This window comes from Marinobacter salinexigens (assembly GCF_008370345.1).
Taxonomy (GTDB): Bacteria; Pseudomonadota; Gammaproteobacteria; order Pseudomonadales; family Oleiphilaceae; genus Marinobacter; species Marinobacter salinexigens.
In genome coordinates this window covers 347,197-373,139 of the sequence record NZ_VTUU01000003.1, presented here as the reverse complement: position 1 = coordinate 373,139, position 25,943 = coordinate 347,197, and the positions used below count along the sequence as shown (strand labels likewise).

Genomic DNA, 25,943 nt, shown 5'->3' with positions numbered 1-25,943 from the left:
TGTCTCCCGGACCGGAATCCCGACCATGAATCTACCAGCCTGCTGGACCTCTGCCATTGATCAACCCGACCACAAGTTTGCCGAACTGGCCCGCACCCGACAGGGTGTGCTGACCAAGCCTCCGGGCTCCCTGGGGAGACTGGAAGAGCTGGCAATCGCCCTGAGCGCCCAGCAGCGTAGCCAGACTCCAGCTGTGGATAAGGTTCATATTTCCGTGTTTGCCGGGGATCATGGCGTTTGCAGCGAGGGCATTTCAGCCTTCCCTCAGGCGGTCACCGCCCAGATGATCGCCAACTTTGCACACGGCGGCGCGGCCATCAGTGTGCTGGCGAAGCAGCTCAATGCCAACCTCGAAGTCGTCAACCTCGGGACTGTCGGTGACGTCCCTCAGGGGCTTGCCGGGGTAATTGATGAGTACATTGCGCCGGCCACAGGAAATCTCGCCAGTGAGCCCGCCATGAACGAACAACAGGTCGCTGCGGCCCTGGATGCCGGTGACCGGGCCGCCGAACGGGCAGCGCAGAACGGCGCCCAGCTTTTCATCGGTGGCGATATGGGCATAGGCAACACCACCAGCGCGGCCGCCCTGGCCTGCCTACTACTGGACCAGCGACCGGAACAACTGGCGGGCCCCGGCACCGGTCTGAACAGGGAAGGCGTGACCCACAAGGCACAGGTCATTGAGCAGGCACTGATTCGCCACGGCAGCGATCGCTCTCCTCTGGCCCTGTTGGCGTCCCTCGGTGGTTTTGAGATTGCGGCCCTGACCGGAGCGTTCCTCGGTGCCGCAGCCCGGGGCATTCCTGTGCTGGTCGACGGCTATATCGTTTCTGTCGCGGCCCTGATCGGCGTCAGACAACAACCTGCCTTGCGGGACTGGCTGCATTTCAGCCACCGCTCTGCTGAGCCCGGGCACCGCTTGGTACTGGATGCTCTCGCCGCCGATCCCCTGCTGGATCTTGGCATGCGTCTGGGCGAAGGCAGCGGGGCAGCAACGGCAGTCCCACTGCTCAGATCCGCCTGCGTCCTGCACAACGGCATGGCCAGTTTTGCTGATGCCGGCGTAAGCGGAGCGAGCTGATCATGAGCGAATTCACATCAACCTCCACCATCATCGACCTGATCCGCCATGGTGAGCCCGAAGGCGGTCAGAAATTCCGGGGCGCTCTGGACGACCCGCTCAGTGAGCTTGGCTGGCAGCAGATGCGGGGCGCCATAGCAGAAAAGGACCGCTGGGATGCGGTGGTCAGCTCGCCGATGAAACGATGTCGGTTTTTTGCTGAAGAAGTGGCCCGGGCGCGGGACATCCCGTTGCATATCGCCGAGAACCTTCGGGAAGTCAGTTTCGGAGTATGGGAAGGGCTGACGGCCGAAGCGATCAATGAACAATTCGGTGACGACCTGGCCCGCTTCTGGTCCAACCCCGGCAGTTTCACGCCACCGGAAGGTGAGCCCATGGTAGAGTTCCGGGATCGAGTGGTGCAGTGCTTTCGCCAGTGGCAGGACGAACTGGCAGGCCAGCGGGTACTGGTAGTCTGCCACGGCGGCGTCATCCGAATGATTCTGGCGGACGTTCTCGGCGTGCCACTGGAGCGTTCATTTGCCAGCGTCTCCGTGCCCTACGCCAACCGCAGCCGGATCCGGGTGGACCAGTCCGTTCATGGCGAGTTCCGAAGCCTGCTCAGCCATTTCTCGTCAGAGCTGCTCGGGTAACCGCCCCTTCAACACCATTGGCAGTCCGGCGACACTCATAACCACCCGCTCGCAGCGCTGGGCCAGGGCCTGATTGAGCCAGCCCAGCTCATCGCAGAACCGACGGGTCAGCGGGTCCATGCCGATGGTACCGAGCCCGACTTCGTTACTGACAATAACGATTTCACCCGGGTAATGCTCCATAGCAGCGAGAAAGTCGGCCCGTTCGCAGCTGAATACTTCGTCACCGGCAAACAGCAGGTTGTTCAACCACAGACTCATGCAGTCCACCAGCAGCATGGGTGGCTCGTCTTCACGCCCCATACGGGCCAGCAACGCCCCTAGGCTGATGGGCTCTTCTGCCAGCCCCCATTGCTGTGGCCGGCTCTGCTGATGCCGGTGGATTCGATCCGCCATTTCATCATCGCCCGCTGTCGCCGTTGCCACATAGACAACGCAGTCAGATCCCTGCCCCGCCAATTGTTCGGCCAAACCAGTTTTGCCGGAGCGGATGCCGCCCAGCACCAGAGTGTGTGTCTTGCTCACCGGAATTCGTCTCTATTCGGATGTAAAGGCTGGATCCTGACCGAAACGACGGCCCGTCGCAAATTCTGGCCAATGTGACCTGCATCACACCCTGAAAACATAAAACACTCTGTCACGTTTGGAACCAAATGAATGCCACTCCGTGACAGTGATGGATGGAACTACAAGCACCTCTAAAACAATAAAACGTCGGCCGGCGAGTTGAGGCCAAGCAGACCCAATCGAGGTAACACCATGACCAGTCCGTTCCGGCCGGGGCATCGCTCTGCCCTGGCTACGCTTTTGATCGCCTCCACCCTGTCACTTTCCGGTTGCCTGGAGAGCGGGCAGGACAGTGCCCCCGGAAACACTCAGGACACGGCCCAGAAGACACCGCCGCAAACCGCAACCTCAGAGCAACCACCTACCGCCGTTCAAGGCGATAAGCAGGTTGCCCTGAACCAGTACAACGTCGCCAATCAGTGCTACCTGCTGGAATCTAATGGTCACTACCTCAGCACCGATCAACAGGCGGGCAGTTACAGCGTAACCGACGACAAAGCCAGCGCCATTCCCTTCTACCTGCGTCCCACTGAGCTCGGCTCCTACCTGTTGGTCAGCGACTACCGCCGCGATGCCGGCGAGCTGGGGACATTCGACATGCTGGGCATCAGCGACCCTGCAGGAGAGTTTCTGGATGACACCGGCACCTTCATTGGCGAGGTCAGTTATCTGGTTGCCGGACTGGGGGATACCACCAACGTGGTGCTGGACCCCGTCGCACCGCTGGGAAGTGCCGTCAGGGCGATTGGCGAAAGCCTCGAGTTCAGCGGCGACCAGTTGGCGAATGTAACGGTTAATCCGGCACTCGACATGCTGGCCCAGCCCAGCGACCTCGCGGTCTGGTCACTGAACACCGTCAGCGACGAAACGTTTTCCCTGGCCTCAAAAGTTACCGGTTTGCTGCTAGGCATTCAGGACAACCAGCTCGCCCTGGTATCCCCGTCGCTGGCCGATGATAGCAACCGGTTTCAACTGACAGCGGCAACCGGCTGCGCAAGCTATCCGGAAGCGGAACTCAGCGCCGATGTTCTGGACGACAAAGGTCCGGCCAACTATCTGAAGGAGGTCGATCGCTTCCGCAATGTGCAGGGTGTCGATCAGGATGATGTATTCGGCTTTGTGGATACCCACTCCCACATTTCTGCCTATGAGTTCATTGGGGGGCGGATCAACTACGGGGCGCCCTTCCACAGGTTCGGCGTCACCCACGCTCTGAAAGACTGTGAAGCGAACCACGGCCCATGGGGTGCCACCGGCTTTATCGAGCTGGCAACCACCGGTATCGGCCTTCACGATACTCAGGGCTGGCCCAGCTTCAATGACTGGCCCCGATACAACTCCCTACAGCATCATCAGAGCTACTATCGCTGGCTGGAAAGGGCCCATCTGGCCGGGATGAAAATCCTGGTCAATCACCTCGTCCACAATGAGGTGCTCTGCGCCATCAACCCTCAGAAGCAGAACGATTGCGACCCGATGGAAGCAATTCTCCTGCAGATCCAGCGCATGTATGAAATGCAGGACTACATCGATGCCCAGCATGGAGGCCCCGGCGAAGGCTGGTTCCGGATCGTCACCAGTCCCGGCCAGGCCCGGGAAGTCATTGGCGACGGCAAACTGGCCGTGGTGCTCGGCATCGAGATGTCCAAGGTCTTCCGATGTGGGGAATTCCAGGGTGTGGCCGAGTGCACGCGGGAGGAAATCGTTGCGCGCCTGGACCAGATGTACCAGCTCGGAGTGCGCAACATATTCCCGGTGCACAAATTCGATAATGCCTTTGGCGGACACCTTCCGGACTTATCCACAGGGATCGGTATCGGGGCCATTCTATACGGCGGCAACCTGCTGGAAACGGGTCATCCTGTCGAGTTCGAACAATGTCCGGAAGAGGTGGAATACAGCGGTTATGAGCCTGACCAGAACGCCGACCTGCAACCCTTCGGGCTGGTGGATCAGTTGCTCTATCAGATCGACTACCTGGGGGAGCGTTTCCCCGAAACCCCGGAGGAGCTGGCTGCTCTGGACCCCCGTCGGGGCACCGATCAGTTGTGTAACCGCAGAGGGCTGAGTGACCTGGGTGACTTCCTGATCCAGGAACTGATACGCCGCAAGATGATGATTGAAACTGATCACATCAGTCGCAAGGCCGCCGCACGAATCCTCGCGCTGACGGAACCCCTCAACTACCCGGTCATAAACAGCCACGGCGGATGGGGCGGAACCGAAGCACTCCGCGACCGGATTGCTGCCCAGGGCGGAATCACCGCGTCATTCGGTGGCACCCGAGGAGACTGGGTCGACAAACTGTCCCGCGATGGCAACCGCCCCCGGAGCGACGCCTTCATGGTAGGTCCTTTCGGAGGCTCGGGCTTTGCCTCCGATGTAAACGGCATCGCCCAACTGGCCTCCAACCCGGGTACACCTGAACAGGAGAGTGAGCTCTACCCGTTCACTTCCATTGATGGCCGGGTTCGTTTCGACAAGCAGGTCACAGGGGACCGGGCCTTCGGTCTGTATGACGGCCGCGGTGTCGCCCATTACGGGCTTTACCCGGACCAGATTGCCGACATGATTCGCAACAGCGACCGGTCTGAGTCCAAGGTAAGTGATGCGGTAAACCAGTTGTTCACCTCGGCAGAAGCCTATCTTCGCATGTGGGAACGCATCGAGAACGCGCCTCTGTAATACCGGCAAGGAGAGAAGTCATGCTGTACAAAGCCTCAACAGAGTTCCTGGCAAAACCCACGTTTCGGCCCGCACTCCTGGCCATTTCTCTGGCCCTGCCCCTGTTTTCTGGCTGCCTTGGTGGCAGCGGCGGCGAAGAAACCAGCACCACGCAACCTGCCACACCATCCACAACCTCTCCCTCTCAACAACGCTTCAGCGAAGGCAGGGTATTCCGGGTCGAACCCGGCGACACCGCCACAACCGAGATGATCAACGCCATGATCCAGCTGCGCCCGGGCGACACCCTGGAGTTCGGCTGTGGTTTCTTTGAGCTTGAACACGGCCTGCTGATTCAGGCCACCGAGGACGTGGTTATCAAAGGCTGCGGCAAGGATGAAACCGTTCTGTCCTTCGTGAACAGCGACAACGTAACCGGCCTGGAGGCCCTCAATGTCCGTGGTATAACGGTGAAGGACCTGACCATTGCAGACTCACCGGGCGATGCGTTCAAGCTCAAGGGTGTTAAATGGGGCACACTGTTGAACGTACGTGCCATCTGGTCCGGTGGCGGAGAGCCGATTACGGCGAACAACTACACAGAGCGCCTTAACGTAGCCTGCACCAACCCGCCTTTTAACGAAGGCGACCCGACTCCGGACTACATTCCCAGCTCCGCCAGCGGCCGATACGGTATTTACCCGGTGGAATCAGAAAACATACTTGTGGATAACTCGGAATCCGTCGGTGCTTCCGATGCCGGTATCTACGTTGGCCAGACCAACACGGCGATCATCCGCAACAGCCGGGCCATCTACAACGTCATGGGGTTCGAGATCGAAAATGTCCAGGGCGGCGAGTACGACAATAACGTGGCCGAGTGCAACACCGGTGGTTTCCTGATCTACGACCTGGAAAACATCACCCAGTATGGCGACACCTCGGTCATGCTCAACAACATTGCCCGGAACAACAACACCTACAATTTCGCCCACAGCGGCCTGGTGTCAGCCGTACCCCGCGGCACTGGCTTCATCACCCTCGGCTACGACAATATCGAAGTGTTCAACAACACCTTCGAGGATCACAGCACCGCTGCTGTCATCTACACCAGTTATGAACTCATTGACGGCAAGGACAAAACGGCCGACAAGAAACTGGACCCCTACACGGAAGGCCTGCACATACATAACAACGTGATGCGCAACTCAGGGTACGATCTGCCACCACCGAATTTCGAGAAAGTTCTGCTGGAGGGTCAGGTAGAAACGGTGCTTCCGACCCTGATCGGGCTGAAGAATATTACCAATCCCGGCAAAGGTGCCCATATTGTCTGGGATGGTTTGCTGGACGAGCTTGATAGCGAGTGCCCCTACCCGTTGGATGCCAATGGCCAACCAGTCCCAAGTGACGAAAGCGGAAAACCGATCCACACCAACCAACACCCCAACCCCGCCTGCCACTACAACACCTACAAATTCGACAGCACCGGCGAACGCAAACTGCCCCAGTGGGGTTCCTGCTTCAACAACAACGAAATGTCTGACGACAGCCAGCCCTATATGAATTTCCACGGTATGGAAGGGCTTGAGCTGGTGCTGGCAGCAGCTGAACAGGATCCAGACATTCTCACCCTGGAGGGTCTTCAATCCGTACTGGAAGGCCTGAACGGAATCGTCGCCGACACCGATGCCTCGGTCCATGACTGCCAGGCCCGCTTCGGCGAGTTACTGCCTCCGTTGCCGCGGGTAACCATCCCGCCGTTCGAACCAAGCGGTACGATCGACCCGGCCCCCAGCGAAGACTATGTAAGCCGCGTCTGTGGTAAGAAGATGAAGCCGGGCGCCGTGAACCGTGAGGCGCTGGCACTCAACTGTCCGACGCTGGATCAGTACAACCTGTTTGCGGACTCCACGGACCCGCGCAGCACACCCCACGAGGGCGGTGTTCCCTACGCGCTGAACAGCAAGCTGTTCTCTGACTATGCGACCAAGTACAGGGTTGCGTTCATTCCGCCCGGCACCAGAGCGGTGTACATGGATGGCCAGAGTGGTGGCAACCTCAATGGCAGCATACATTTCCCCACCGGCACGGTGATCGCCAAGACCTTTGCCTTTACGGATGAAAGCGCCGGAACCGAGGAACTGGTGGAAACCCGCCTGCTGATCAAGCGCATCAGTGAGAGCGGCAAGGCCTTCTGGGATGGACTCACCTACATCTGGGATACTGATGCAGACGGCCAGCCGGTTGCGGAACTCGCCATGGGCGGCGGCACCCGGTCGGTCAGCTGGCACTATCAGGATGTCACTACCGGCAAGCTGCATGCCGGCTCCACCAATGCCTACGCCATTCCCAACGCCAACCAGTGCATCACCTGCCACAGCAACGACGACCTGGAATCCGGTTCGGCTCCCATCGGCCCGAAACCCCGCAACCTCAACCGGGCCTATGCACCTGAGTCGTCATTTATGGGGGCCAGTGGCCAGGGCGGTTTCCCGGAGGTAAACCAGCTGAAGTACTGGATCGACCAGGGGCTGCTCACGAACGCGCCTCCGCTGGAGATCAATGGTGCCGGCATTGCCACCAACATAGAGCGACTTCCACACTGGAACCTGCCGGGGGACAGCGGTGAAGTCGCCGGCTCCGATGCCGACGTGGAGGCCCGCCTGCGTGCCTACCTGGAGGTCAATTGCCAGCATTGCCATAATGATCGTGGCGCAGCCTCTAACACCGGCTACTACCTCGACCACTACCGCAACATTGATGCAGGCTATGGCATCTGCAAGAAGCCAACGGCCACCGGTGGTGGTTCCTGTGGCCGCCAGCACATTGTGGTTCCGGGCGATGCCGACAGTTCGATAGTTGCCTGCCGGGTGGCCGACGAGAATGATCCTCAACGCCGTATGCCCCCCATTGCGAGAAGTGTCGCTCACGACGAGGGCGTGGAACTGCTGACGTACTGGATCAACAATGTGGTGGACACGGACTACGAGAATGGGGATGCCTGCAGTAACCAGAGCATTTTCCAGTCGCTGAATCCGTAACTGGTCGTGTAGACGGGATGGCAACCTGAGGGTTGCCATCTCCCGGTTCGTCGATGGTCAGTTCTGCACCTGGTTGCTATAGTCCCTGATTACAACAATTTTTCCGGATTACAGCCGACGCATTACAGGGAGCATCATGCAGGCCGAGCTTATCGACATCCGCAATCACATGGCCCAGTACCCGCCCTTTGACGAGATGCCGGACGATCTGCTCGAGCGAGTAGTGGAAAGCATCGAAGTAGAGTATTTCAGGGCCGGCACCCAGATCCTCGAACTGGGCGATCAGAACACCTGGCTCTACTACGTACGCAGCGGTGCCGTCGAACTGTTCCGGCGTTCCGGTGAGCTGTATAACCGGGTCAGCGAAGGGGAGATTTTCGGGCAGTTCGGCCTGCTGATGAACCGCAAGGTACGGTTCCCGGCAAAGGCTCTGGAAGATACGCTGATTTACCGGGTTTCCGGCGAAGTTTTTAAATATTTGTTTGAAAATGACGACAACTTCGCCGATTTTGTTGAAATTGAAGACCGCTCCCGCCTGCGCTCCGCGCTTTCAAGACGGGAGAAATCCAACGACCTGATGACCTCCCGGGTAACCCGTCTCATCTCCCGGGCCACCGTCGCAGCCCCCTCCACGGTGCGCCTTCAGGAGGCGGCCCGGATCATGACCGACCACGGCGTATCCGCGCTGCTGCTGATGGATGAAGAAGGGGACAAGCCACTACTCCACGGTATTGTCACTGACAGAGACCTCCGCACCCGCGCCGTCACCGAAGCGCTGCCCTCGGAGACACCCATCTGCGACATCATGTCGGAAGACCTGATCACCATAAAGTCCACCGCTTTCATATTTGAAGCCATGCTCACCATGCTGCACAACAACGTGCATCATCTTCCTGTGATGGAAAAAGACGAAGTGCGCGGGGTAATTGCGCTCTCCGATATCGTCAAATATGAAAGCCAGAGCAGCCTTTACCTGGTGAGCAACATCTATCATCAACAGGATGTGAAAGGCCTCAAAAAGATCAGCCGGGATGTACGGGACAGCTTTGTCCGAATGGTGAACGAAGACGCCAACTCCCACATGATCGGTAGCGCTATGGCCGGAATCGGGCGAAGTTTCACCCAACGCCTGCTTGAACTGGGCGAAGAAAAGCTGGGACCGCCCCCCATTCCCTACTGTTTCATGGCACTGGGATCCATGGCGAGGGACGAGCAACTGGTGGTTACCGATCAGGACAATGCCATGATCCTCGACGACAGCTTTGTCCCCGAGGAACACGACGCCTACTTCCTGGCACTCGCTAAATTCGTCAGCGACGGGCTCGCCGAATGCGGCTACAAGTACTGTACCGGCGACATCATGGCTACCAACCCCAAATGGCGACAGCCGCTGAAGGTCTGGAAAGACTACTTCATAGACTGGATTGACAATCCCAAGGCGGAAGCGTTGCTCAACAGCAACATCTTCTTCGATCTCGACGGCATCCACGGAAAAACCCGGTTTGCCGAGCAACTGAAAGCCCTTGTAGCAGAGCGTGCCAGTAACAGTCAGCGCTTCCTTACGCTGCTGGCTCGTAACGCCCTGAACCGGACGCCGCCACTGGGATTCTTCCGGACCTTTGTACTGGAAGAGGATGGCCAGCACCGCAAAACCTTTAATCTCAAGCGGCGCGGCACCGCACCGCTTTCAGACCTGATCCGTATCCACGCTCTGGCCTGCGGCTCCCGGGCCCAGAACTCCTTCGACCGGCTATCAGCCATCGCCAAGACCAAGCTGATTATGGACGAAGATCTGAATAATCTGCGGGACGCCCTGGAGTTCATTTCCATCGTCAGAATCCGGCACCAGGCACTGGCTATCGAGGAGGGCCGGGAGCCAGATAATAATGTCCGGCCTCAGGATCTCTCACCGTTTGAGCGAAGCCATCTCAAGGATGCCTTCCAGATCGTCAGTAACTCCCAGAAGTTCCTGCGTTTCCGCTACAACGCCGGGGGCGGACGGAATGCCTGATGTAGATTGGCAGCAACGCTTTCGGAAGCTGGCCCAGGACGCTACTCACCCTTTGCTGAAGGCCTATTATGAGGCGGGCTGTGTTTCCCCCGACACCCCCGTTTCAGAGGTACCCCTGGTAGCCCTGGACTTTGAAACCACTGGTCTGGACCCGGAGCAGCATTCCATCGTGAGCGTCGGTCTTGTTCCCTTTAACCTCACGGGAATCCAGCTCGGCAGGGCCAGGCACTGGGTCGTCCGCCCCAAGCTTCCGCTACACCAGACGTCCATCACCATTCACGGTATTACTCACAGTGATATCGACAACGCACCAGACCTGTCCGAAATTCTCGAAGAGGTATTCGGCATGCTGAATGGCCGTATTGCCGTGGTACACTACCGGGATATCGAGCGCGGGTTCCTGGACGTTGCCCTGAAGTGGCGACTGGGCGAAGGCATTCGTTTTCCGGTGCTGGATACCATGGCGATCGAAGCACACCTGCATCCGGACCGGCGACCCAATTTCTGGCAACAATGGATGGGCAAGAAGCCCTTATCCATCCGGCTTGCCGACAGCCGAAAGCGTTATGGCCTGCCGCATTACGCCGCCCATAACGCCCTGATGGATGCAGCCGCTACGGCGGAGCTGCTACAAGCGCAGATCCGCCATCACTTCAGCCCCGATACACCCATCGGTGACCTCTGGCTTTAATCAGCTTCCGGTAACCTCATCAATGTAGTCCCCATAGCCTTCAGCCTCCATATCCTCCAGCGGGATAAAACGCATGGCGGCTGAGTTCATGCAGTAGCGCAAGCCCGTGGGTGCAGGCCCATCGTTGAACACATGCCCGAGGTGTGAATCCGCGTAACGGCTACGCACCTCAGTGCGCGTCGTAAACAGGGTATTATCCTCATGCTCGGTGACCACATCGGAGGCGATTGGCCGGGTAAAACTCGGCCAGCCGGTACCGGACTTGTACTTGTCCCGAGAGGAAAACAGCGGCTCACCGGATACGATATCCACATAGAGGCCCGCCTTCTTGTTATCCCAATAGGCGTTGCTGAAGGCCCGCTCGGTTCCGTCTTTCTGGGTCACATCGTACTGGAGTCCGGTCAGCCGCTTTTTCAGCGTGGCCGAATCCGGTTTCTGGAAAGCGGCAGGGTCAAAGCCCTTCTTCGCGCTGCCTGCCTGAGCGTCGTTCATGCCCTGGTCATTCTTCCCGGCCGCTGGCATGTAGGGCGAGAAATCCAGCTCATAGTCTTCACCATACACCTTCTCGATAAACTGATAACGGCCAGAGTTAAAGGTGTAGAAGTTGTACCGGATGGGATTCTTCTTGTAATAATCCTGGTGATATTCCTCCGCTGGATAGAACGCCGTGAAAGGAACAATTTCAATCACCACCGGCTTGTCATAGAGCCCGGAAGCCTGCAGTTTCTGCTTCGCCGTTTCTGCAATCTGCTTCTGTTCGGCATTGTGGTAGAAAATCGCCGGTCTGTACTGTTTGCCCCGGTCTACAAACTGTCCATTGGCATCGGTCGGATCCATGATCCTCCACAATCCCTGAACCAGGCCTTCGTACGTTATTTTTGTGGGGTCGTAGTAGATCTGGGCCGCTTCTGTATGCCCGGTACGCCCTGAAGACACCTGCTTGTAGGTTGGATCTGCTTCTGTGCCGCCCGAATATCCAGACACCACTTCCACTACACCCGGTACTTTTTCAAACCCGGCTTCCACGCACCAGAAGCAGCCGCCGGCAAAGGTCGCTACAGCCAGAGAGGTATCTTCCGGCGCGTATTTGCTTCGTTGCGGGTGATTATCAGCGGTGGCATAAGCCACGCCTAACGCGGCAGCTATAACCAGCAGCAGTGCAGCGCCTGTTGTCATGATGTTGCGTTTCATAAGACTTCTCCTGTGACAGATTCCGTTACTGTCAGGGTATCGCCCGGAATTCACGAAAGCGTTTATGGTTTCTTACGAATCTATAACGGAATGGATTCTTCAGGCTAAAGGTAACCAGACGCGGAATTCCGCGCCCCCGGATGCCCGGTTGGCAGCCTCAATCCGCCCACCCTGTAGCCCGGCCATGCGCTGAGCAATGGCCAGCCCCAACCCGGCATGGCCAGAACGATGACTGCCAGGTGCCTGGTAGAAAGGCTCAAACAGGTGCTCAAGATCTTCGTCGCGGATACCTGGCCCGGTGTCCGACACCCGAATTTCTCCACCCTGTTGGGCAAGCCGGACACTGACATTCACAGTACCGAGTTCCGGAGAGTGGCGAATCGCATTGCTGATCAGGTTATCGAGTATGCGCTCGGCCATGGCGATGTCCGCCCGAACCATAACAGCCTCGGCCTGAGCAATACTGAGGCTGACAGAGGCGTCTGCGGCTCCGGGCTGATGCTTCTGGACCACGTCGTGAACCAGTTCAGTTATCAGAAACGGTTCCGGAGACGGCTGTTTTTCCCGGGCATCAAGGGCCGCCAGTTCAAACAACTCGTCAACCAGAGTGCCCAGCCGGTGGGTTTCTGCCAGCGCCACGTCGGTAAACCTCGCTTGCTCTTCACCGGAAAGCGTATTCTGTTTCAGCTTGAGAGCTTCCAGATAGCCCTGTATAGACGCCAGGGGTGTTCGCAAGTCATGGGACACCTGAGCCACAAGCTGACGGCGCTGCTGGTCTTTGTCCTTGAGCAGGTCGAGTTGCGCTTCTATACGCTGCGCCATCTGATCAAAGCGTGCACTCAGGTAGTCAATATCATCACCCTGCACCGGTACCGGCTGCACGTCGGTCTGACCGCCGGTTTCAAAGGTCTCAACCTGGCCGGTCAGCCGGGACAACCGGCGGGTCAGCAGACGGAAGTACACCAGCCCCCCCAGCATCCCTACAACGAGGCTGACAAATAACGCTCCGACGCCCATCTGCAGGAGTTTGTCACTGTGCACCATGCTTTCGGCCAGATCGTATTCCTCACCTCTGAGCACCACGTAAAGGTAACCACCGGACTCATCCTGCAAGGGTACCGGGGTAACGGAAAATACCTTGCGACGGTCGTGACTTCGGGGATCATCCCCCGGTAGCGGAAAGGCACCCGGGTTTTCCAGCAAGGCCTGGATAGGCTCCAGGGACACCCGGTTACGCTTGATTCGATCGGGTTCGGCCGAGAAGGACAAGATGTTCCCATCCCGGTCCAGCAGGTAGATTTCGATGCTGGGATTGATGTTCATATACAGCGCGAAGAGCTGTTTCAGGGCATCGCGATTGATTCGACCTCCGGTGACCAGATTTCGGTCAGAAACCAGAGTGCTCGCCAGGTCGCGGTTCAGTTCCTGGTTGATAGCAGCGGAGTATTCCCGCACAGAATAGAGACTGAGCACGGTAAACAGCGCACCCACCGTCACCAGCAGGAGGAACAGTCCCAGAGCCAGACGGGCATAAAGAGTACGAAACAGAGAAAGGGCCATTGCCTAGTCCATAAACCGGTAACCAACGCCCCAGACCGTCTGAACGTATCTGGGTTCTGCGGGGTCCACTTCGATCTTGTTACGGAGCCGGTTGATGTGAGTGTTCACGGTATGCTCATAGCCTTCGTGATTGTACCCCCAAACCGCATCGAGCAACTGCGCCCGGCTAAAGACGCGACCACGATTGCAGGCGAAGTGCCAGAGCAGCTCAAATTCCCGTGCGGTGAGTTCCACTTCCTGGTTATCCACAAACACCCGACGCCGGACCGGGTCAATCCGCAAGCCGTCAACGCTGAGCTCTTCTTCCGGCACCGCCTCCGACTCCCTGGATGTCAGGGCATCCACCCGGCGGAACAACGCCTTGATCCGGGCCGCCAGCTCGGCCACGCTGAAGGGTTTGGTGAGGTAGTCATCCGCGCCCATTTCCAGGCCCAGCACCCTGTCCAGTTCCGTGCTCTTTGCTGTCAGCATCAGCACCGGGACATAGCCCGGGCAGGCACGAATTTCGCGGCAAACCGATAGTCCATCCATCCCCGGCAGCATCAGATCCAGGATCACCAGATCGATGCCGCCCTGACGGAAACGCTCCAGACCATCATCGCCACGGTCCACCAGAACAGCCTGCATACCCAGGTCGGTAACCTGCATACGCACCAGTTCACCGATGCCGGGATTATCTTCAACTATCAGGACCGTTCGGGTCATAGGCTCCGGGCTCTACCTGCTATGGGGCTATCTGAATGACGGCACTCGTTACTACATGCCATCCTTGTCTTCGTCCATACCCATGTCGTCCATGGGTTTCTTTTTCATGTCATCCATGCCGTGGGACTCCATGGCATCGTCCTTCATACCCTGCCCCATGTCCTTGGCCTTGTCATCTTTTGCCATACCATGCTCGGACATGGTGTCTTTCGACATCTCATCTTCCATCATGGTTTCATTCTGCATCATGCCTTCATCTTTCTTCATATCTCCGGCTACCGCCGACAACGATGCCATCAGGGTAATGCAGGTTACGGTCAACATTCGGGTCATGTGTCGCATTGTGATTTCTCCGTTGCTTTTTCTGTTTCTGAGACGAAACCGCCGATGTTTTCCGACGGCGACACTGTCATCCTGGCAGCACGCTGTCACGGCAAATTCACGGAGATATAGAGAGTGTATAGCGGAATTATCACAGAACTGTCACGGCACAGAGCGGATGTTTTCCGGTCCGATAGAGAGCACCGCAGGGGGGGGGGCTTCATAGCGACACACTGGTTTTGTCGTTAGAATGATTCAAAAAATCGAACGAGGTTTCAGTGGCAGAACAGACAACAATGAGGGCAACCCCCGCCGATGCGTTCAAGCGGGCCCGTCGTATGTGGCTCAAGGGCGAACGTATCCATCTGGCGTCGCTGTCAGATGAACTCAACATCGGTCGTGCCACGCTGTTTCGCTGGGTTGGTAACAAGGATCTGCTGATTGGCGAAGTGCTCTGGTCGCTTTATGAACCGGTTCGCCTGCAGGCTCTGTCGTCGACACCCGGCGAGGGTGTTGATTTCATTGTTGGCGTTTACCGCCAGATCAACTCCACCATCCTGCATTTCGAGCCGTTGCGGCGTTTCATCCATCAGGATCCTGAATACGCCCTGCGTATTCTGACTTCGTCACAATCCACACTGCACAGCCGGACCGTGGAAGCCAATACCCGGACCCTTCGGGACCAGGTCGCCTCCGGTTACATCGACCCTCCGATGAACATCGAAAGCCTCTCCTATTTTATGGTTCGACTGGCCGAATCCTGCCTTTATAGCGACATCATCGGTGGGCGGGAGCCGCGGGAGGAAGAGCTGGAAGACGCCTGCACGGCGGTCCGAATTCTCCTTGGCGGAAAGGCCTAAGGAGCAACGTGCCATAGTCGATTCAGGCTGGGGGTGGGGTGCCTTTTCTGCCGGGAAAAAATGTCTGAGCACAGCGAGTTGTTTTTCCCAGAAGAAAAGGCACCCCACCCCCGGCCTAGCCCCCAGACCGATCAGGCTTTTTGATTAGAGTTGCAGGGAGCGGACTTCGAGGAATTCTTCGAGGCCCCATTTGCCGAATTCGCGGCCCAGGCCGGAGTGTCCGAAGCCGCCGAAGGGGGCCAGCGGGTTGAAGGCGCCTCCGTTGACGGTGACCTGGCCGGTTCTCAGTTTTCCTGCCACTTTTTTCGCTTTGGCATCATCAGCTGACCAGACCGCGCCGGACAGGCCGTACTGGGTGCCGTTGGCGATGCGGATGGCTTCGGCCTCATCAGTGTAGGGAATCACGCACAGTACCGGGCCGAAGATTTCTTCCTGGGCGATGCGGCTGTCGGGTTTGACGTTGCCGAAGACGGTGGCTTTGACGAAGTAACCTTTGTCGCAGCCTTCCGGTGCTTCTGGTCCGCCAGCCACGAGGGTAGCGCCTTCGTCTATGCCGAGTCTGATGTAGTCGATGACCTTGTCACGCTGCTGGGCGGACGCCAGTGGGCCGAGGCGGGTGGTTTCTTCCAGCGGGTTGCCCGGGGTCATTTTTGCGACAGCGGCGGCAGCCAGTTCGCAGGCTTCGTCGTGTTTGTCCGCGGGAACCAGCATGCGGGTCAGCGCGGTGCAAGTCTGGCCGGAGTTGAGCAGGCAATTGTTGACGGTGCCTTTTACGGCGGCGCCAAGGTCCGCATCCGGCAGGATGACTGAGGCTGATTTACCGCCCATTTCCAGAGCAACACGCTTGAAGTCATCGGCAGCTGCGTGGGAAATCAGGTGACCGGTTCGGGTGGAGCCGGTGAACGAGACCATGCGTACTGCCGGGTGTTTGATCAGGGTGTCGCCAACGGTCTGGCCTTCACCGCATACGAGGTTGAAGACGCCTTTGGGCAGGTCGGTGCCATCGAGGATGTCGGCCAGTATGTAGGCACTCTGCGGGGCGATTTCAGACGGCTTCAGTACCACGGTGCAACCGGCGGCAATGGCCGGCACGATTTTCAGGATGACCTGGTGAAGCGGGTAGTTCCAGGGGGTGATGCAGCCCACTACACCCACCGGGGCGTACTGCACTTCGGAGTTGCCGGAGGTTTCGGTGAACGGGAAATCCGGCAGCATCTTCAGGTAGGTCTTGGTGACGGTAGCAGGCAAGCCCGCCTGGATACCGGTGGCCAGTTTGATGGGCATGCCTACTTCACGGCAGACCGCGTCGGCGATATCCGCCGCACGTTCTTTCAGGCCCGAATGCAGTTGCTCCAGTACCTTGAGTCGTTCATCCAGGGTGCTTTCAGACCAGGCTTCAAACGCCGCATCGGCGGCAGTGATGGCCTGTTCCATCTCTTCGCGGCCTGAGGCGGGTACCCGGGCGATGACGTCGCCGGTGCCGGCTTCATGGACATCAATGGTTTCACCCTGCCAGGTCACCCACTGGCCGTTGATGTAATTCTTGCTCAGATCATTCATTGCGTTCTCCTCACTCGAATACGATAACGCCACGGGCGTTCTTGCCGGCTACCATATCGTCAAACGCCTGAGCGGCCTCTTCGATGGAATAGGTGCGGGTGATGAGTTCATCCAGTTTCAGTTTGCCTGCTTTGTACAAGCCGAGAATTTTCGGGAAATCATGCTGAGGCCGCGCGGAGCCGAGCCAGCTGCCCTTCAGGGTGCGCTCGTCGGCAGGCAAAGTCAGGGTGGTAATGGATGTTTTGTCTTTCGGATCGGCAACGCCCACCACAATGGCAGTACCACCACGACCCAGACACTTGTAGGCCTGCTCCACAACGGGACCGGCGCCCACACACTCAAAGGCGTAATCGACACCGCCGGTTAGCTTTTTGACAGCCTTCGCGGCATCCTCCACCTCGTTGATATTGACGGTATGAGTCGCGCCGAACTCTTTGGCCATTTCCAGCTTCTTCGGGTTGCTGTCCACTGCCACGATCATTTCCGCTCCGGCAGTGGCGCAGCCCTGAATGGCGTTCAGACCAACCCCCCCGATACCGAAGACAGCTGCCCGGGAACCTGGTTCAAGTTGCGCTGTGTTGAATACGGCACCAACACCGGTCATCACCGCACAACCCACCAATGCAGCATTCTGCATGGGTACTGTGTCATCCACTTTCACACAGTTATCCACATGCATGGTGGCGTATTCCGCCATCACACCGCAGGCACCGAACACATTCAACGGTTCACCATTGGCGTCTTTGGTCCGGACTGTCCCGTCCGGCAGCGTAAACATGGCCTTGCGGGCGTTCTCACACAGTACCGGACGGCCACGAACGCACTGGCGGCACTTGCCGCACATGGAGATAAAGGAACTGACGACGTGGTCACCTTCTTTGAATTCGGTGACACCTTCGCCGACTTCCACAACCACCCCTGCCGCTTCATGGCCCAGCACCAGCGGTGGCGGATACTGGATCTTGCCGGTGGTGGCAGAAAGGTCACTGTGGCAGACACCACAAGCGGCAACCTTGATGGTCACTTCGCCCCATTTGGGGCCTTCTACAGTAATGGTCTCCACCTGAACGGGCTGTCCCCATTCACGGCAGACCACGGCTTTGGCTTTTCTGTCCATTATTGTTGTACTCCCGTAGCAGAAAATGTCGTCAGAACAGGTCGTCCCTCATATCCAGAGCTGTAGTATCCATTGTCTTCAGGAGGTCGGCAGTGGAGACCACATACGGCAATTCATACCGGGCAAAGTAATCACAGGCCCTGACTTTACCTTCGTAGAATTCGGCCGTTTGGCTGCCGGCACCGGCCAGACCTTCCAGCGCTTTAATGGCCTGGCGTAACCAGAGCCAACCTACGACCATCTGACCAAACGCATCCAGATACAGGGTAGCGTTGGCCAGTGCCTTTTCCACTTCACCGCCGGCTTTTACACCGTTAATAGTCTCTGTGGCCGAAGCCATGGCTCGGGCAGCTTGCTGCAACCGGTTGGCAGCCTCCGCCAGCCGATCATAGTGCCGGGCTTCACCGATGGTGGTTTCGATCCGGTTCATCAGCTCTTCATAGAACCGGCCACCAGCCATCGCCACTTTCCGGCCCAGCAGATCCATCCCCTGTATCCCGTGGGTACCTTCGTGGATTGGATTGAGGCGATTGTCCCGATAGAACTGTTCCACCGGATACTCCCGGGTATAGCCATAACCACCATGGATCTGAATGGCCAGGCTGTTGGCTTCCAGGCAATATCTGGACGGCCAGGATTTGATCAGCGGCGTCAGCAAATCCAGCAAGCCTGCCGCCAGTTCCCGGTCGTGCTCGGTGTCGGCGTGTTTTTTCTGATCCACCAGCATGGAGCCTTCCAGGCACAATGCCAGCCCGCCTTCTACATAGGCTTTCTGCGCCATCAACATGCGGCGGATATCGCCATGGCGTATCAACGGCACCTGCGGCGACTCCGGGTTCTTGTCACCAATGGGCCGGCCCTGTTTACGCTCCCGGGCGTACTCCAGCGCATGCAGATATCCAGTGTAGCCCAGCATCACGGAGCCAAGCCCTACTCCGATCCGGGCTTCGTTCATCATATGGAACATCGCCGCCAGGCCATTGTTCGGTTCACCTACGAGATAGCCCACCGCGCCGTCTTTCTCTCCAAAGTTGAGCATGGTGGAGGTGGTTCCACGATAGCCCATCTTGTGGATAAGTCCGGCCAGGGCCACATCGTTTCGCTCCCCAAGGCTGCCATCCGCATTGAGCAGAATCTTCGGAACCAGAAACAGGGAAATACCACGAACCCCAGGCGGTGCATCCGGTAAACGGGCCAACACCATATGGATAATGTTATCGCTCAGTTCGTGGTCGCCAGCGGAAATAAAGATCTTGTTGCCGAACAGACGGTAGCTTCCATCTGACTGCGGCTCTGCGCGGGTTCGGAGATCCCCAAGGGAGGACCCGGAATGCGGCTCTGTGAGGCACATGGTGCCGAAGAAACGGCCAGCCATCATCGGTTCGGCATAGCGCTTCTGCTGCTCTTCCGAGCCCTGAACCATGATCAGGTTGGCCGCTGCAATCGTCAGCCCCGCGTAGCCCTGGGTCCCCACATTGGCACCCTTGAGCAGCCCGACACACATCTGGGCGACAGCGGCGGGTAACTGCATGCCGCCGCGCTCGTAGTCCTGACTGGCAGCCATCAGGCCCGTGCCTTTCAGAACGTCGAGCGCCTTGCCCACTTCCGGACGCATGACGACACGACCATTCTCGAACCGCGGTTCCTCCTCATCCACCAGCCGTGCGTGGGGAGCAAACTCCTCAGACGCTACCTTCAGTGCGAGATCCAGAGCCGCCTGAAGGGTGTCCCGACTGTGATCGGCGTAGCGCTCATAGCCCAGGGTTTTCTCAACCTCGTGCAGCTCATAGAGCTGAAATGCGAGATCCTGGGGATTGATGATTTTCTGGGCCATACTCAGCTCCGCCTGTTTATACCACTTCGAACAGGCCGGCAGCGCCCTGCCCACCACCGATGCACATGGTGACGACAACGTATTTGGCGCCGCGACGTTTACCTTCGATCAGGGCGTGGCCTGTCAGTCGTGAGCCGGTGACGCCGTACGGGTGACCAACCGCAATGGAACCGCCATTAACGTTCAGCTTCTCCATTGGGATACCGAGGCGATCACGGCAGTACACGACCTGAGAGGCGAACGCTTCGTTCAGTTCCCAAAGGTCAATGTCATCCATCTTCAGGCCGGTACGCTCCAGCAGACGCGGGATGGCAAAGACTGGTCCGATACCCATTTCATCCGGCTCGCAGCCTGCAACGGCAAAGCCACGGAAAATACCCATCGGCTCAATGTTGTTCTTCTCGGCGTATGTGCTGTTCATCACTGTACAGACGGACGCGCCGTCTGAAAGCTGGGAAGCGTTACCGGCAGTCACGAACTGGTCCTCACCGCGCACTGCCTGCAATCCCTGAAGGCCTTCAAGGGTGGTGTTGGGCCGGTTGCACTCGTCACGGGTGAGCGTGACCGCCTTCTCACTGATCTCACCGGTTTCCTTGTCTTTTACCAGCATGGTGGCATCGTAAGGCACGATTTCATCGTCAAATTTACCAGCCTCCTGTGCCGCCGCCGTACGCTGCTGGGAAATCAGGGCGTACTCGTCCTGTGAGTCACGGCTGACGCCGTAGCGCTGCGCCACAATGTCCGCAGTTTCGATCATCGACAGGTAGAGCTCCGGCTTGTTCTTCATCAGCCAGTCGTTGGTGGCATGGAAGCTGTTGAGCTTGTCATTCTGCACCAGAGAGATGGATTCCACGCCGCCAGCAACGATGGCGGGAATCTGCTCGGATATGACCCGCTGGGAAGCGATGGCGATAGACTGTAGTCCGGACGAGCAGAACCGGTTTATGGACATGCCAGCGGTGGTGACTGGCAAACCTGCGCGAATAGCTGCCAGACGGGCCATATTCTTGCCCTGGGCGCCTTCGTGGAACGTTGCCCCCAGAATGACATCTTCGACGATATTCGGGTCAATTCCCGCACGCTCAACAGCATGCTGAATGACGTGACCGGCCAGGTCGACACTGTGACTGTTGTTCAGGGCACCCCTGTAGGATTTGCCAAGCCCGGTACGTGCTGTGGATACGATAACTGCGTCTGACATGAATAAGTCCTCTTGAAACGGTTTTGCCGTGGGGCACCGGCCCCACAGATATTTGCGAAGAACGTTACAGGTCGCCGAACCTCTTGCCTTCAGCCACCAGTTTTTCCAGAAGCGGAGATGGCTCCCACTGCTTGCCACCGACCTCTTTCTGGTACTTCTTCACTGCCTCAAGAATCTTGTCCAGGCCAATCTGATCCGCCCAGAACATGGGACCACCACGATAGGCCGGGAAGCCGTAGCCATAGATCCAGGTGATATCGATATCAAGGGAGCGGTAGGCGATGCCCTCGTCAAGGATCTTGGCGCCTTCGTTGATCATTACGTACATGCAACGCTCAAGAATTTCCTGATCGGTAACCTCGCGGGCAGTCATACCCTGCTCCTGACGGAATTCAGCAATGATGCCATCCACCTCAGGATCAGGAATCGGCTTGCGGCTACCTTCTTCATAACGGTAGGTACCGGCCATGGTCTTCTGGCCCAGACGGCCCTTCTCTGCGAGCTTATCCATCCAGCTCGCAGGCACATCCTCGCCATTCTTTCGGCGTTCCTGGCGGATGCTGTAGCCGATATCGATACCCGCCAGGTCGCCCATGGCGAACTGCCCCATGGGGAAACCAAGATCGGTCAGTACTTTGTCCACCTGCTGTGGCGTGGCGCCTTCATCGACCAGGGACATGGCCTCTGCACCGCGTTTGTGCAGCATGCGGTTGCCCACAAAACCGTGGCAATTGCCAACCAGTACACCAACCTTCTTGATACGCTTGGCCAGTTGCATGGCTGTGGCTTTGACATCGTCAGCAGTCTTTTCACCGCGCACGATTTCCAGCAGCTTCATAACGTTAGCCGGGCTGAAGAAGTGCAGGCCAATCACATCTTCCGGACGTTTGGTCGCAGAAGCGATCTCGTCGATGTCCAGAGTGGACGTGTTGGACGCCAGAATCGCACCGGGCTTACAGACTTCATCGAGCTGACCAAAGATGCTCTTCTTCACATCCATCCGTTCGAATACAGCCTCGATCACCAGATCCACATCGGAAAAGTCACTGTAGCTCAACGTACCGTTGATCAGGCTCATCCGCTCTTCCACCTGCTCCATGGTCAGGCGGCCTTTCTTCGCAGTGTTCTCGTAGTTTTTACGGATAATGGCCAGGCCTTTGTCCAGCGCTTCCTGCTTCAACTCCAGCAGACGCACCGGAATACCAACATTGGCAAAGTTCATGGCAATACCACCGCCCATAGTGCCGGCACCAATAACACCCACAGACTGGATGTCACGCACCGGGGTATCCTTGGGCAAGCCCGGAACCTTGGACACTTCCCGTTCAGCAAAGAACGAGTGGACCAGGCCAGCGCGCTGATCCGATGCCATCAACTCGGAGAACAGCTCACGCTCACGCTTCAGACCATCCAGGAACGAAGGAGCCGTGAACGCAGCTTCTACCGCACTCGCACAGTTGAACGGAGCGAGCAGGCCACGTGCCTTTTTCTTCAGGCCTTCGCGGAACTGATCAAACACGTCGCTGCCTTTTTCCGCCTCCAGCTTGTCATTCAGCTCACTGACACGACGAACCGGGCGACCTTCATCCACAACCTTGCGAGCAAATGCGAGGCCCTCTGCTTTAATATCGTCACTACCAGCAACTTCATCAATGATGCCGAACTCAAGGGCATTCTTCGCGCTCACAAAATCACCGGTGGTGATCATTTCCAGTGCCTTGAGGGCGCCAGTCAGTCTCGGCAAACGCTGAGTACCACCGGCACCGGGGAGAATACCCAGTTTCACTTCCGGCAGTCCTACCTTGGCGCTGGGCACAGCGATCCGGTAATGGCAACCCAGAGCCACTTCCAGGCCACCGCCCAGGGCGGTGCCATGAATGGCAGCGACCACGGGCTTGTCTGTCGCTTCAATCTCGTTCACCAGGCCCGGCAGGTTTGGCTCCTGAAGAGGCTTTCCGAATTCACGGATATCGGCGCCCGCAATGAAGGTACGCCCTTCACAGACAATCAGGAGAGCTTTGGCATCAGCATCTTCACGCCCCTGGGTGATGGCGGCCTGGATGCCGGATCGCACCGCATGACCCAATGCATTAACCGGTGGGTAGTTGACGGTGATAACGCCAATATTGCCTTCAAGACGGTAACTGACGACCTCAGACATAAATCTCTCCTCGCCTATATTATTTGAAATGGTGTTTTAACCAGCGAAACATGCGTACGATTTAATACGAGTTTTTTCCCGGTTTCAACCATCAATTAAACAGGCATGCACAAAAAAGCCGCAGAGTTTCCTCTGCGGCTTTTCAGGAAGGCTGGAGCCAGAAGGCTTCGGACAGGGCGTTACACCCCGAGCGATTCTATATCACTCGCCAGCATCGCCAACTGATGAGCAATGGACTCCCGAAGCTTTTCTCCAGACACAAGATACGAAGGTGCAGCGGAGGTCAGCGCCATAATGGTGCCGTCCTGCAGCTGAATGGGCACGCCGGCGGAGTTAATGTTGCGGTCCCATTCGCCCAGGGAAAGACAGAAACCATACTGCTTGTAGTCTTCCATGGCCCGGTCAAGACCTTCTTTCTTCTCCGGCCACAGTTCCCCGTACTTGGCCGCCATTGCCTCATCGATCAGCTTCCGGCCCTTGTCAGTGATGGCACAGTAATAAGCTCGGCCAGCTGACGTGGTGGCCATCGGCAGTTTCAGGCCAATGTCCATCCTCAGCAAGGATGCTTCTGGTGGCAGACGGTTCTCAACGTAGATCATGTGCAGGCGGTCACGGCAGGTGAGGCCCACTGACATGTTGGTCTGGCGGGCAAACTCATCCATATAGGGCTTGGCAAGCTGTCGGACCTTGAGGTTGGACACGTATGCGTAACCAAGCGCCAGGACGCCGGAGCTCAGCTGGTACTTCTCAAGCTGGGTGTTGTAGCTGAGATAGCCGAGCTTGGTCAGCGTGTAGGTCATGCGGGATACGGTCGGCTTGGGCAGCCCGGTAATCCTCGCGATATCCTGGTTTCCAAGGATAACCGAGCCCTGGCTGAACGCCCGCAACACGTCGAGCCCCCGGGAGAGTGCTTCGACGAATTTGCGATCTTTCTCCGGCTTGGCTGGCTCGCCGTCACCGGATGCAACCACCAGTTCCGGTGAAAGGTTTCGTGCTTTTGACATAGTAGGGCGCCCTCCGACAGCTACGCCTGATCCGGTGCAAGGGTATAAGCACCGTGCATATAAAAGATGCAGTATTTTAATCGTTGGTGAAATCAAGTACCAGAATTGCTTTTCAAAACCCGTGCCAAATATGAAACACTCCACCTTTATGTTTCACGATATCAGGCAAATCTCACCACAAAACACCCCAGGTGCAGATTTAATTCGGTATACCATTCCAATTAGCGAAACATCGATAGCAAGTTAACTTTATTCTCTACCCTGAAGCCGGCAGCACCAGCGCTTCCAGAAACAGAAGCAACAAAAGCAACGGCACAACGATCACCACAAACACACCATTCCAACGAAATGCCACGACCCACCGGGAAACCTGGCCAAATCTCGACAGCAGCATCACTGAGGGGCCAAATGGCGACAACATCATAGCCAGAGAGAAGCCCGTCACCAGGGCAACGGCAACCGGCAGCGGATCCACACCCTCGGCGACGAGCGGCGGCAACATACCGGCCTGAATACTGAGCACGGTGATTGGAATGATGCCAATCGCCGACAACAAAGGCATGATCAGCAACCCCGCAGCAGCAATCAGCCAGGTACCCGCGGCGCTCCCGGCCAGGCCGGTCAACGCTGTATCCGGAATGACGGACGACAGGGATACACCCAACAAAGCCGAAGCGGCAAAGATAGACATTTCGTTGGTCATCCCGGCAACCTGATCGGCTGCTTCGTTCACCACCGCGCTCAAAGAGCGCTCCTGCCACAGCATATAAAGAAGCGTTATCCCCGGAACGGCCAGCATTGCCGCTGCTGACACCTTGAAACCCGTGAGTACGACCAGCACACACATAACCGCAAACACCACCAGCACCAGACCAACGAGGCTGAGCGAGCCTTTCGGCCACTGCCTCAAAGCTACACGTTCGCTACTGACTGCCCGGAACCGGCGCTGCTCCAGTGCCCAGCCAACACCAATCAGAACCAATGCTGCGGCAACGCCGTAGGGCACCAGCATCGACCAGCTGAGTTGAGGCAGCTCCCGGGTCAGGATCGCCACCGCCACACTGGTCGGCGCCACCAGCGGAACCAGCGCAAACCCCCGAAGTGCGCTGATCAACACACTCCTCACCCATCGCAAGCGGGAAGCCCCGGTAATGCCTCGTTCCTTCAGCGTATCTGACAAACTCCCACACAACAGGCTCATCATGCCGAAACTCAAAACCGAGGCAACGGCGCCGCTGACCACCGCGTACTTCGGATAAAGCCAGACATGATGTCCTCCCAACAGCACATCATGGATCCGGCGCAATACCTCGAAGCGCCGGACCAGGCACTGCATCATGCCCAGACTGGCAAGAAAGGCCGAGTAGAACCCTGCATCTGCCAGCCCCTTTTCAAGCAGCCCGGCACTCATGCGCCCCTGAACCACCAGCCCTGCGGTGACAACCAGTGCAATGCCTAACAAGCCTCTGGCGTAGCCATGGATACGCTGGCCGTCCAGCAGGAAACCAACCAGAAACAACACGCCGGCAGTCGCAGAGACCGACCGACTATCAATACACATAGCCAGAAGCGCCAACACGGTAGCCGCGGATAGCATGACCCGGATCAGATAACTCCTGACCCCGACCATCAATCCGCCACCTTCGGGCCCATGTAACCGACAACGACCTCTGCTTGCATTTCCACTACGCTCGAATTAGTCTCTTCGAATTAATTACAAAATACAGTTTCGCTTGATG

At 57.7% G+C, this 25,943-nt stretch carries 19 protein-coding genes; 7 read left to right on the top strand and 12 right to left on the bottom strand.

Going from position 1 to position 25,943, the window contains the following annotated elements; translation table 11 throughout:
- Positions 1 to 25 precede the first annotated feature (25 nt).
- On the top strand, positions 26 to 1,081 hold the full coding sequence (gene cobT, locus FWJ25_RS08970) for a nicotinate-nucleotide--dimethylbenzimidazole phosphoribosyltransferase (protein WP_149599926.1): 1,056 nt from the start codon (positions 26 to 28) through the stop codon (positions 1,079 to 1,081).
- Positions 1,082 to 1,083: 2 nt separating this feature from the next.
- The gene (locus tag FWJ25_RS08965) at positions 1,084 to 1,713 is read left to right on the top strand and encodes a histidine phosphatase family protein (protein ID WP_149599925.1); all 630 of its coding nucleotides are present in this window, start codon (positions 1,084 to 1,086) and stop codon (positions 1,711 to 1,713) included.
- Here the strand turns inward: FWJ25_RS08965 and cobU are convergent.
- A complete protein-coding gene (gene cobU / locus FWJ25_RS08960) occupies positions 1,696 to 2,238 on the bottom strand; it encodes a bifunctional adenosylcobinamide kinase/adenosylcobinamide-phosphate guanylyltransferase (RefSeq protein ID WP_149599924.1) in 543 nt (180 codons plus the stop codon). The two genes, FWJ25_RS08965 and cobU, sit on opposite strands and share 18 nt — an antisense overlap.
- A gap of 234 nt (positions 2,239 to 2,472) precedes the next feature.
- Between cobU and FWJ25_RS08955 the strand changes: the two genes are divergently transcribed.
- The 4 genes from FWJ25_RS08955 to FWJ25_RS08940 all read left to right on the top strand — a co-directional run bounded on the left by FWJ25_RS08955 (position 2,473) and on the right by FWJ25_RS08940 (position 10,690).
- Positions 2,473 to 4,965: an amidohydrolase family protein gene (locus FWJ25_RS08955; protein ID WP_149599923.1), complete on the top strand. Its 2,493-nt coding sequence runs from the start codon at positions 2,473 to 2,475 to the stop codon at positions 4,963 to 4,965.
- A 20-nt stretch (positions 4,966 to 4,985) separates the two neighbouring features.
- The gene (locus FWJ25_RS08950; RefSeq protein WP_149599922.1) at positions 4,986 to 7,988 is read left to right on the top strand and encodes a parallel beta-helix domain-containing protein; all 3,003 of its coding nucleotides are present in this window, start codon (positions 4,986 to 4,988) and stop codon (positions 7,986 to 7,988) included.
- 136 nt (positions 7,989 to 8,124) lie between these two features.
- Complete coding sequence (locus tag FWJ25_RS08945) at positions 8,125 to 9,999, top strand: putative nucleotidyltransferase substrate binding domain-containing protein (RefSeq protein ID WP_149599921.1); 1,875 nt, start codon at positions 8,125 to 8,127, stop codon at positions 9,997 to 9,999.
- Positions 9,992 to 10,690, top strand: coding sequence for a 3'-5' exonuclease (locus FWJ25_RS08940; protein ID WP_149599920.1), 699 nt, complete (start codon positions 9,992 to 9,994; stop codon positions 10,688 to 10,690). The genes FWJ25_RS08945 and FWJ25_RS08940 overlap by 8 nt, the downstream gene beginning before the upstream one ends.
- Here FWJ25_RS08940 and msrB read toward each other — a convergent pair whose 3' ends face one another.
- The 4 genes from msrB to FWJ25_RS08920 all read right to left on the bottom strand — a co-directional run bounded on the left by msrB (position 10,691) and on the right by FWJ25_RS08920 (position 14,488).
- The gene (gene msrB, locus FWJ25_RS08935; protein ID WP_149599919.1) at positions 10,691 to 11,881 is read right to left on the bottom strand and encodes a peptide-methionine (R)-S-oxide reductase MsrB; all 1,191 of its coding nucleotides are present in this window, start codon (positions 11,879 to 11,881) and stop codon (positions 10,691 to 10,693) included.
- 99 nt (positions 11,882 to 11,980) lie between these two features.
- Positions 11,981 to 13,441 (bottom strand): sensor histidine kinase, encoded by a 1,461-nt coding sequence (locus tag FWJ25_RS08930; protein WP_149599918.1) that lies wholly within the window; start codon positions 13,439 to 13,441, stop codon positions 11,981 to 11,983.
- Positions 13,442 to 13,444: 3 nt separating this feature from the next.
- Entirely contained in the window at positions 13,445 to 14,146 is a 702-nt protein-coding gene (locus FWJ25_RS08925; RefSeq protein ID WP_149599917.1) for a response regulator transcription factor, read from the bottom strand.
- Between the two features lie 51 nt (positions 14,147 to 14,197).
- Positions 14,198 to 14,488, bottom strand: coding sequence for a pentapeptide MXKDX repeat protein (locus FWJ25_RS08920; protein ID WP_149599916.1), 291 nt, complete (start codon positions 14,486 to 14,488; stop codon positions 14,198 to 14,200).
- A 257-nt stretch (positions 14,489 to 14,745) separates the two neighbouring features.
- On the opposite strand from FWJ25_RS08920, the gene FWJ25_RS08915 reads away from it, so the two are divergent.
- Positions 14,746 to 15,327, top strand: coding sequence for a QsdR family transcriptional regulator (locus FWJ25_RS08915; RefSeq protein ID WP_149599915.1), 582 nt, complete (start codon positions 14,746 to 14,748; stop codon positions 15,325 to 15,327).
- A gap of 144 nt (positions 15,328 to 15,471) precedes the next feature.
- Here FWJ25_RS08915 and FWJ25_RS08910 read toward each other — a convergent pair whose 3' ends face one another.
- The 7 genes from FWJ25_RS08910 to FWJ25_RS08880 all read right to left on the bottom strand — a co-directional run bounded on the left by FWJ25_RS08910 (position 15,472) and on the right by FWJ25_RS08880 (position 25,834).
- Positions 15,472 to 16,887: an aldehyde dehydrogenase family protein gene (locus FWJ25_RS08910; protein WP_149599914.1), complete on the bottom strand. Its 1,416-nt coding sequence runs from the start codon at positions 16,885 to 16,887 to the stop codon at positions 15,472 to 15,474.
- 10 nt (positions 16,888 to 16,897) lie between these two features.
- Entirely contained in the window at positions 16,898 to 18,004 is a 1,107-nt protein-coding gene (locus FWJ25_RS08905; protein ID WP_149599913.1) for a zinc-binding dehydrogenase, read from the bottom strand.
- A 31-nt stretch (positions 18,005 to 18,035) separates the two neighbouring features.
- Positions 18,036 to 19,838 (bottom strand): acyl-CoA dehydrogenase, encoded by a 1,803-nt coding sequence (locus FWJ25_RS08900; protein WP_149599912.1) that lies wholly within the window; start codon positions 19,836 to 19,838, stop codon positions 18,036 to 18,038.
- Between the two features lie 16 nt (positions 19,839 to 19,854).
- Positions 19,855 to 21,039 carry an acetyl-CoA C-acyltransferase gene (locus tag FWJ25_RS08895; RefSeq protein WP_149599911.1) on the bottom strand — a complete coding sequence of 395 codons (1,185 nt, stop codon included), beginning with the start codon at positions 21,037 to 21,039 and terminating at the stop codon, positions 19,855 to 19,857.
- Positions 21,040 to 21,103: 64 nt separating this feature from the next.
- Positions 21,104 to 23,200, bottom strand: a complete 2,097-nt coding sequence (locus tag FWJ25_RS08890; RefSeq protein ID WP_149599910.1) for a 3-hydroxyacyl-CoA dehydrogenase NAD-binding domain-containing protein — start codon at positions 23,198 to 23,200, stop codon at positions 21,104 to 21,106.
- 179 nt (positions 23,201 to 23,379) lie between these two features.
- Positions 23,380 to 24,204 carry an IclR family transcriptional regulator gene (locus FWJ25_RS08885; protein WP_149599909.1) on the bottom strand — a complete coding sequence of 275 codons (825 nt, stop codon included), beginning with the start codon at positions 24,202 to 24,204 and terminating at the stop codon, positions 23,380 to 23,382.
- Positions 24,205 to 24,460: 256 nt separating this feature from the next.
- On the bottom strand, positions 24,461 to 25,834 hold the full coding sequence (locus FWJ25_RS08880) for a hypothetical protein (RefSeq protein WP_149599908.1): 1,374 nt from the start codon (positions 25,832 to 25,834) through the stop codon (positions 24,461 to 24,463).
- Positions 25,835 to 25,943 lie beyond the last annotated feature (109 nt).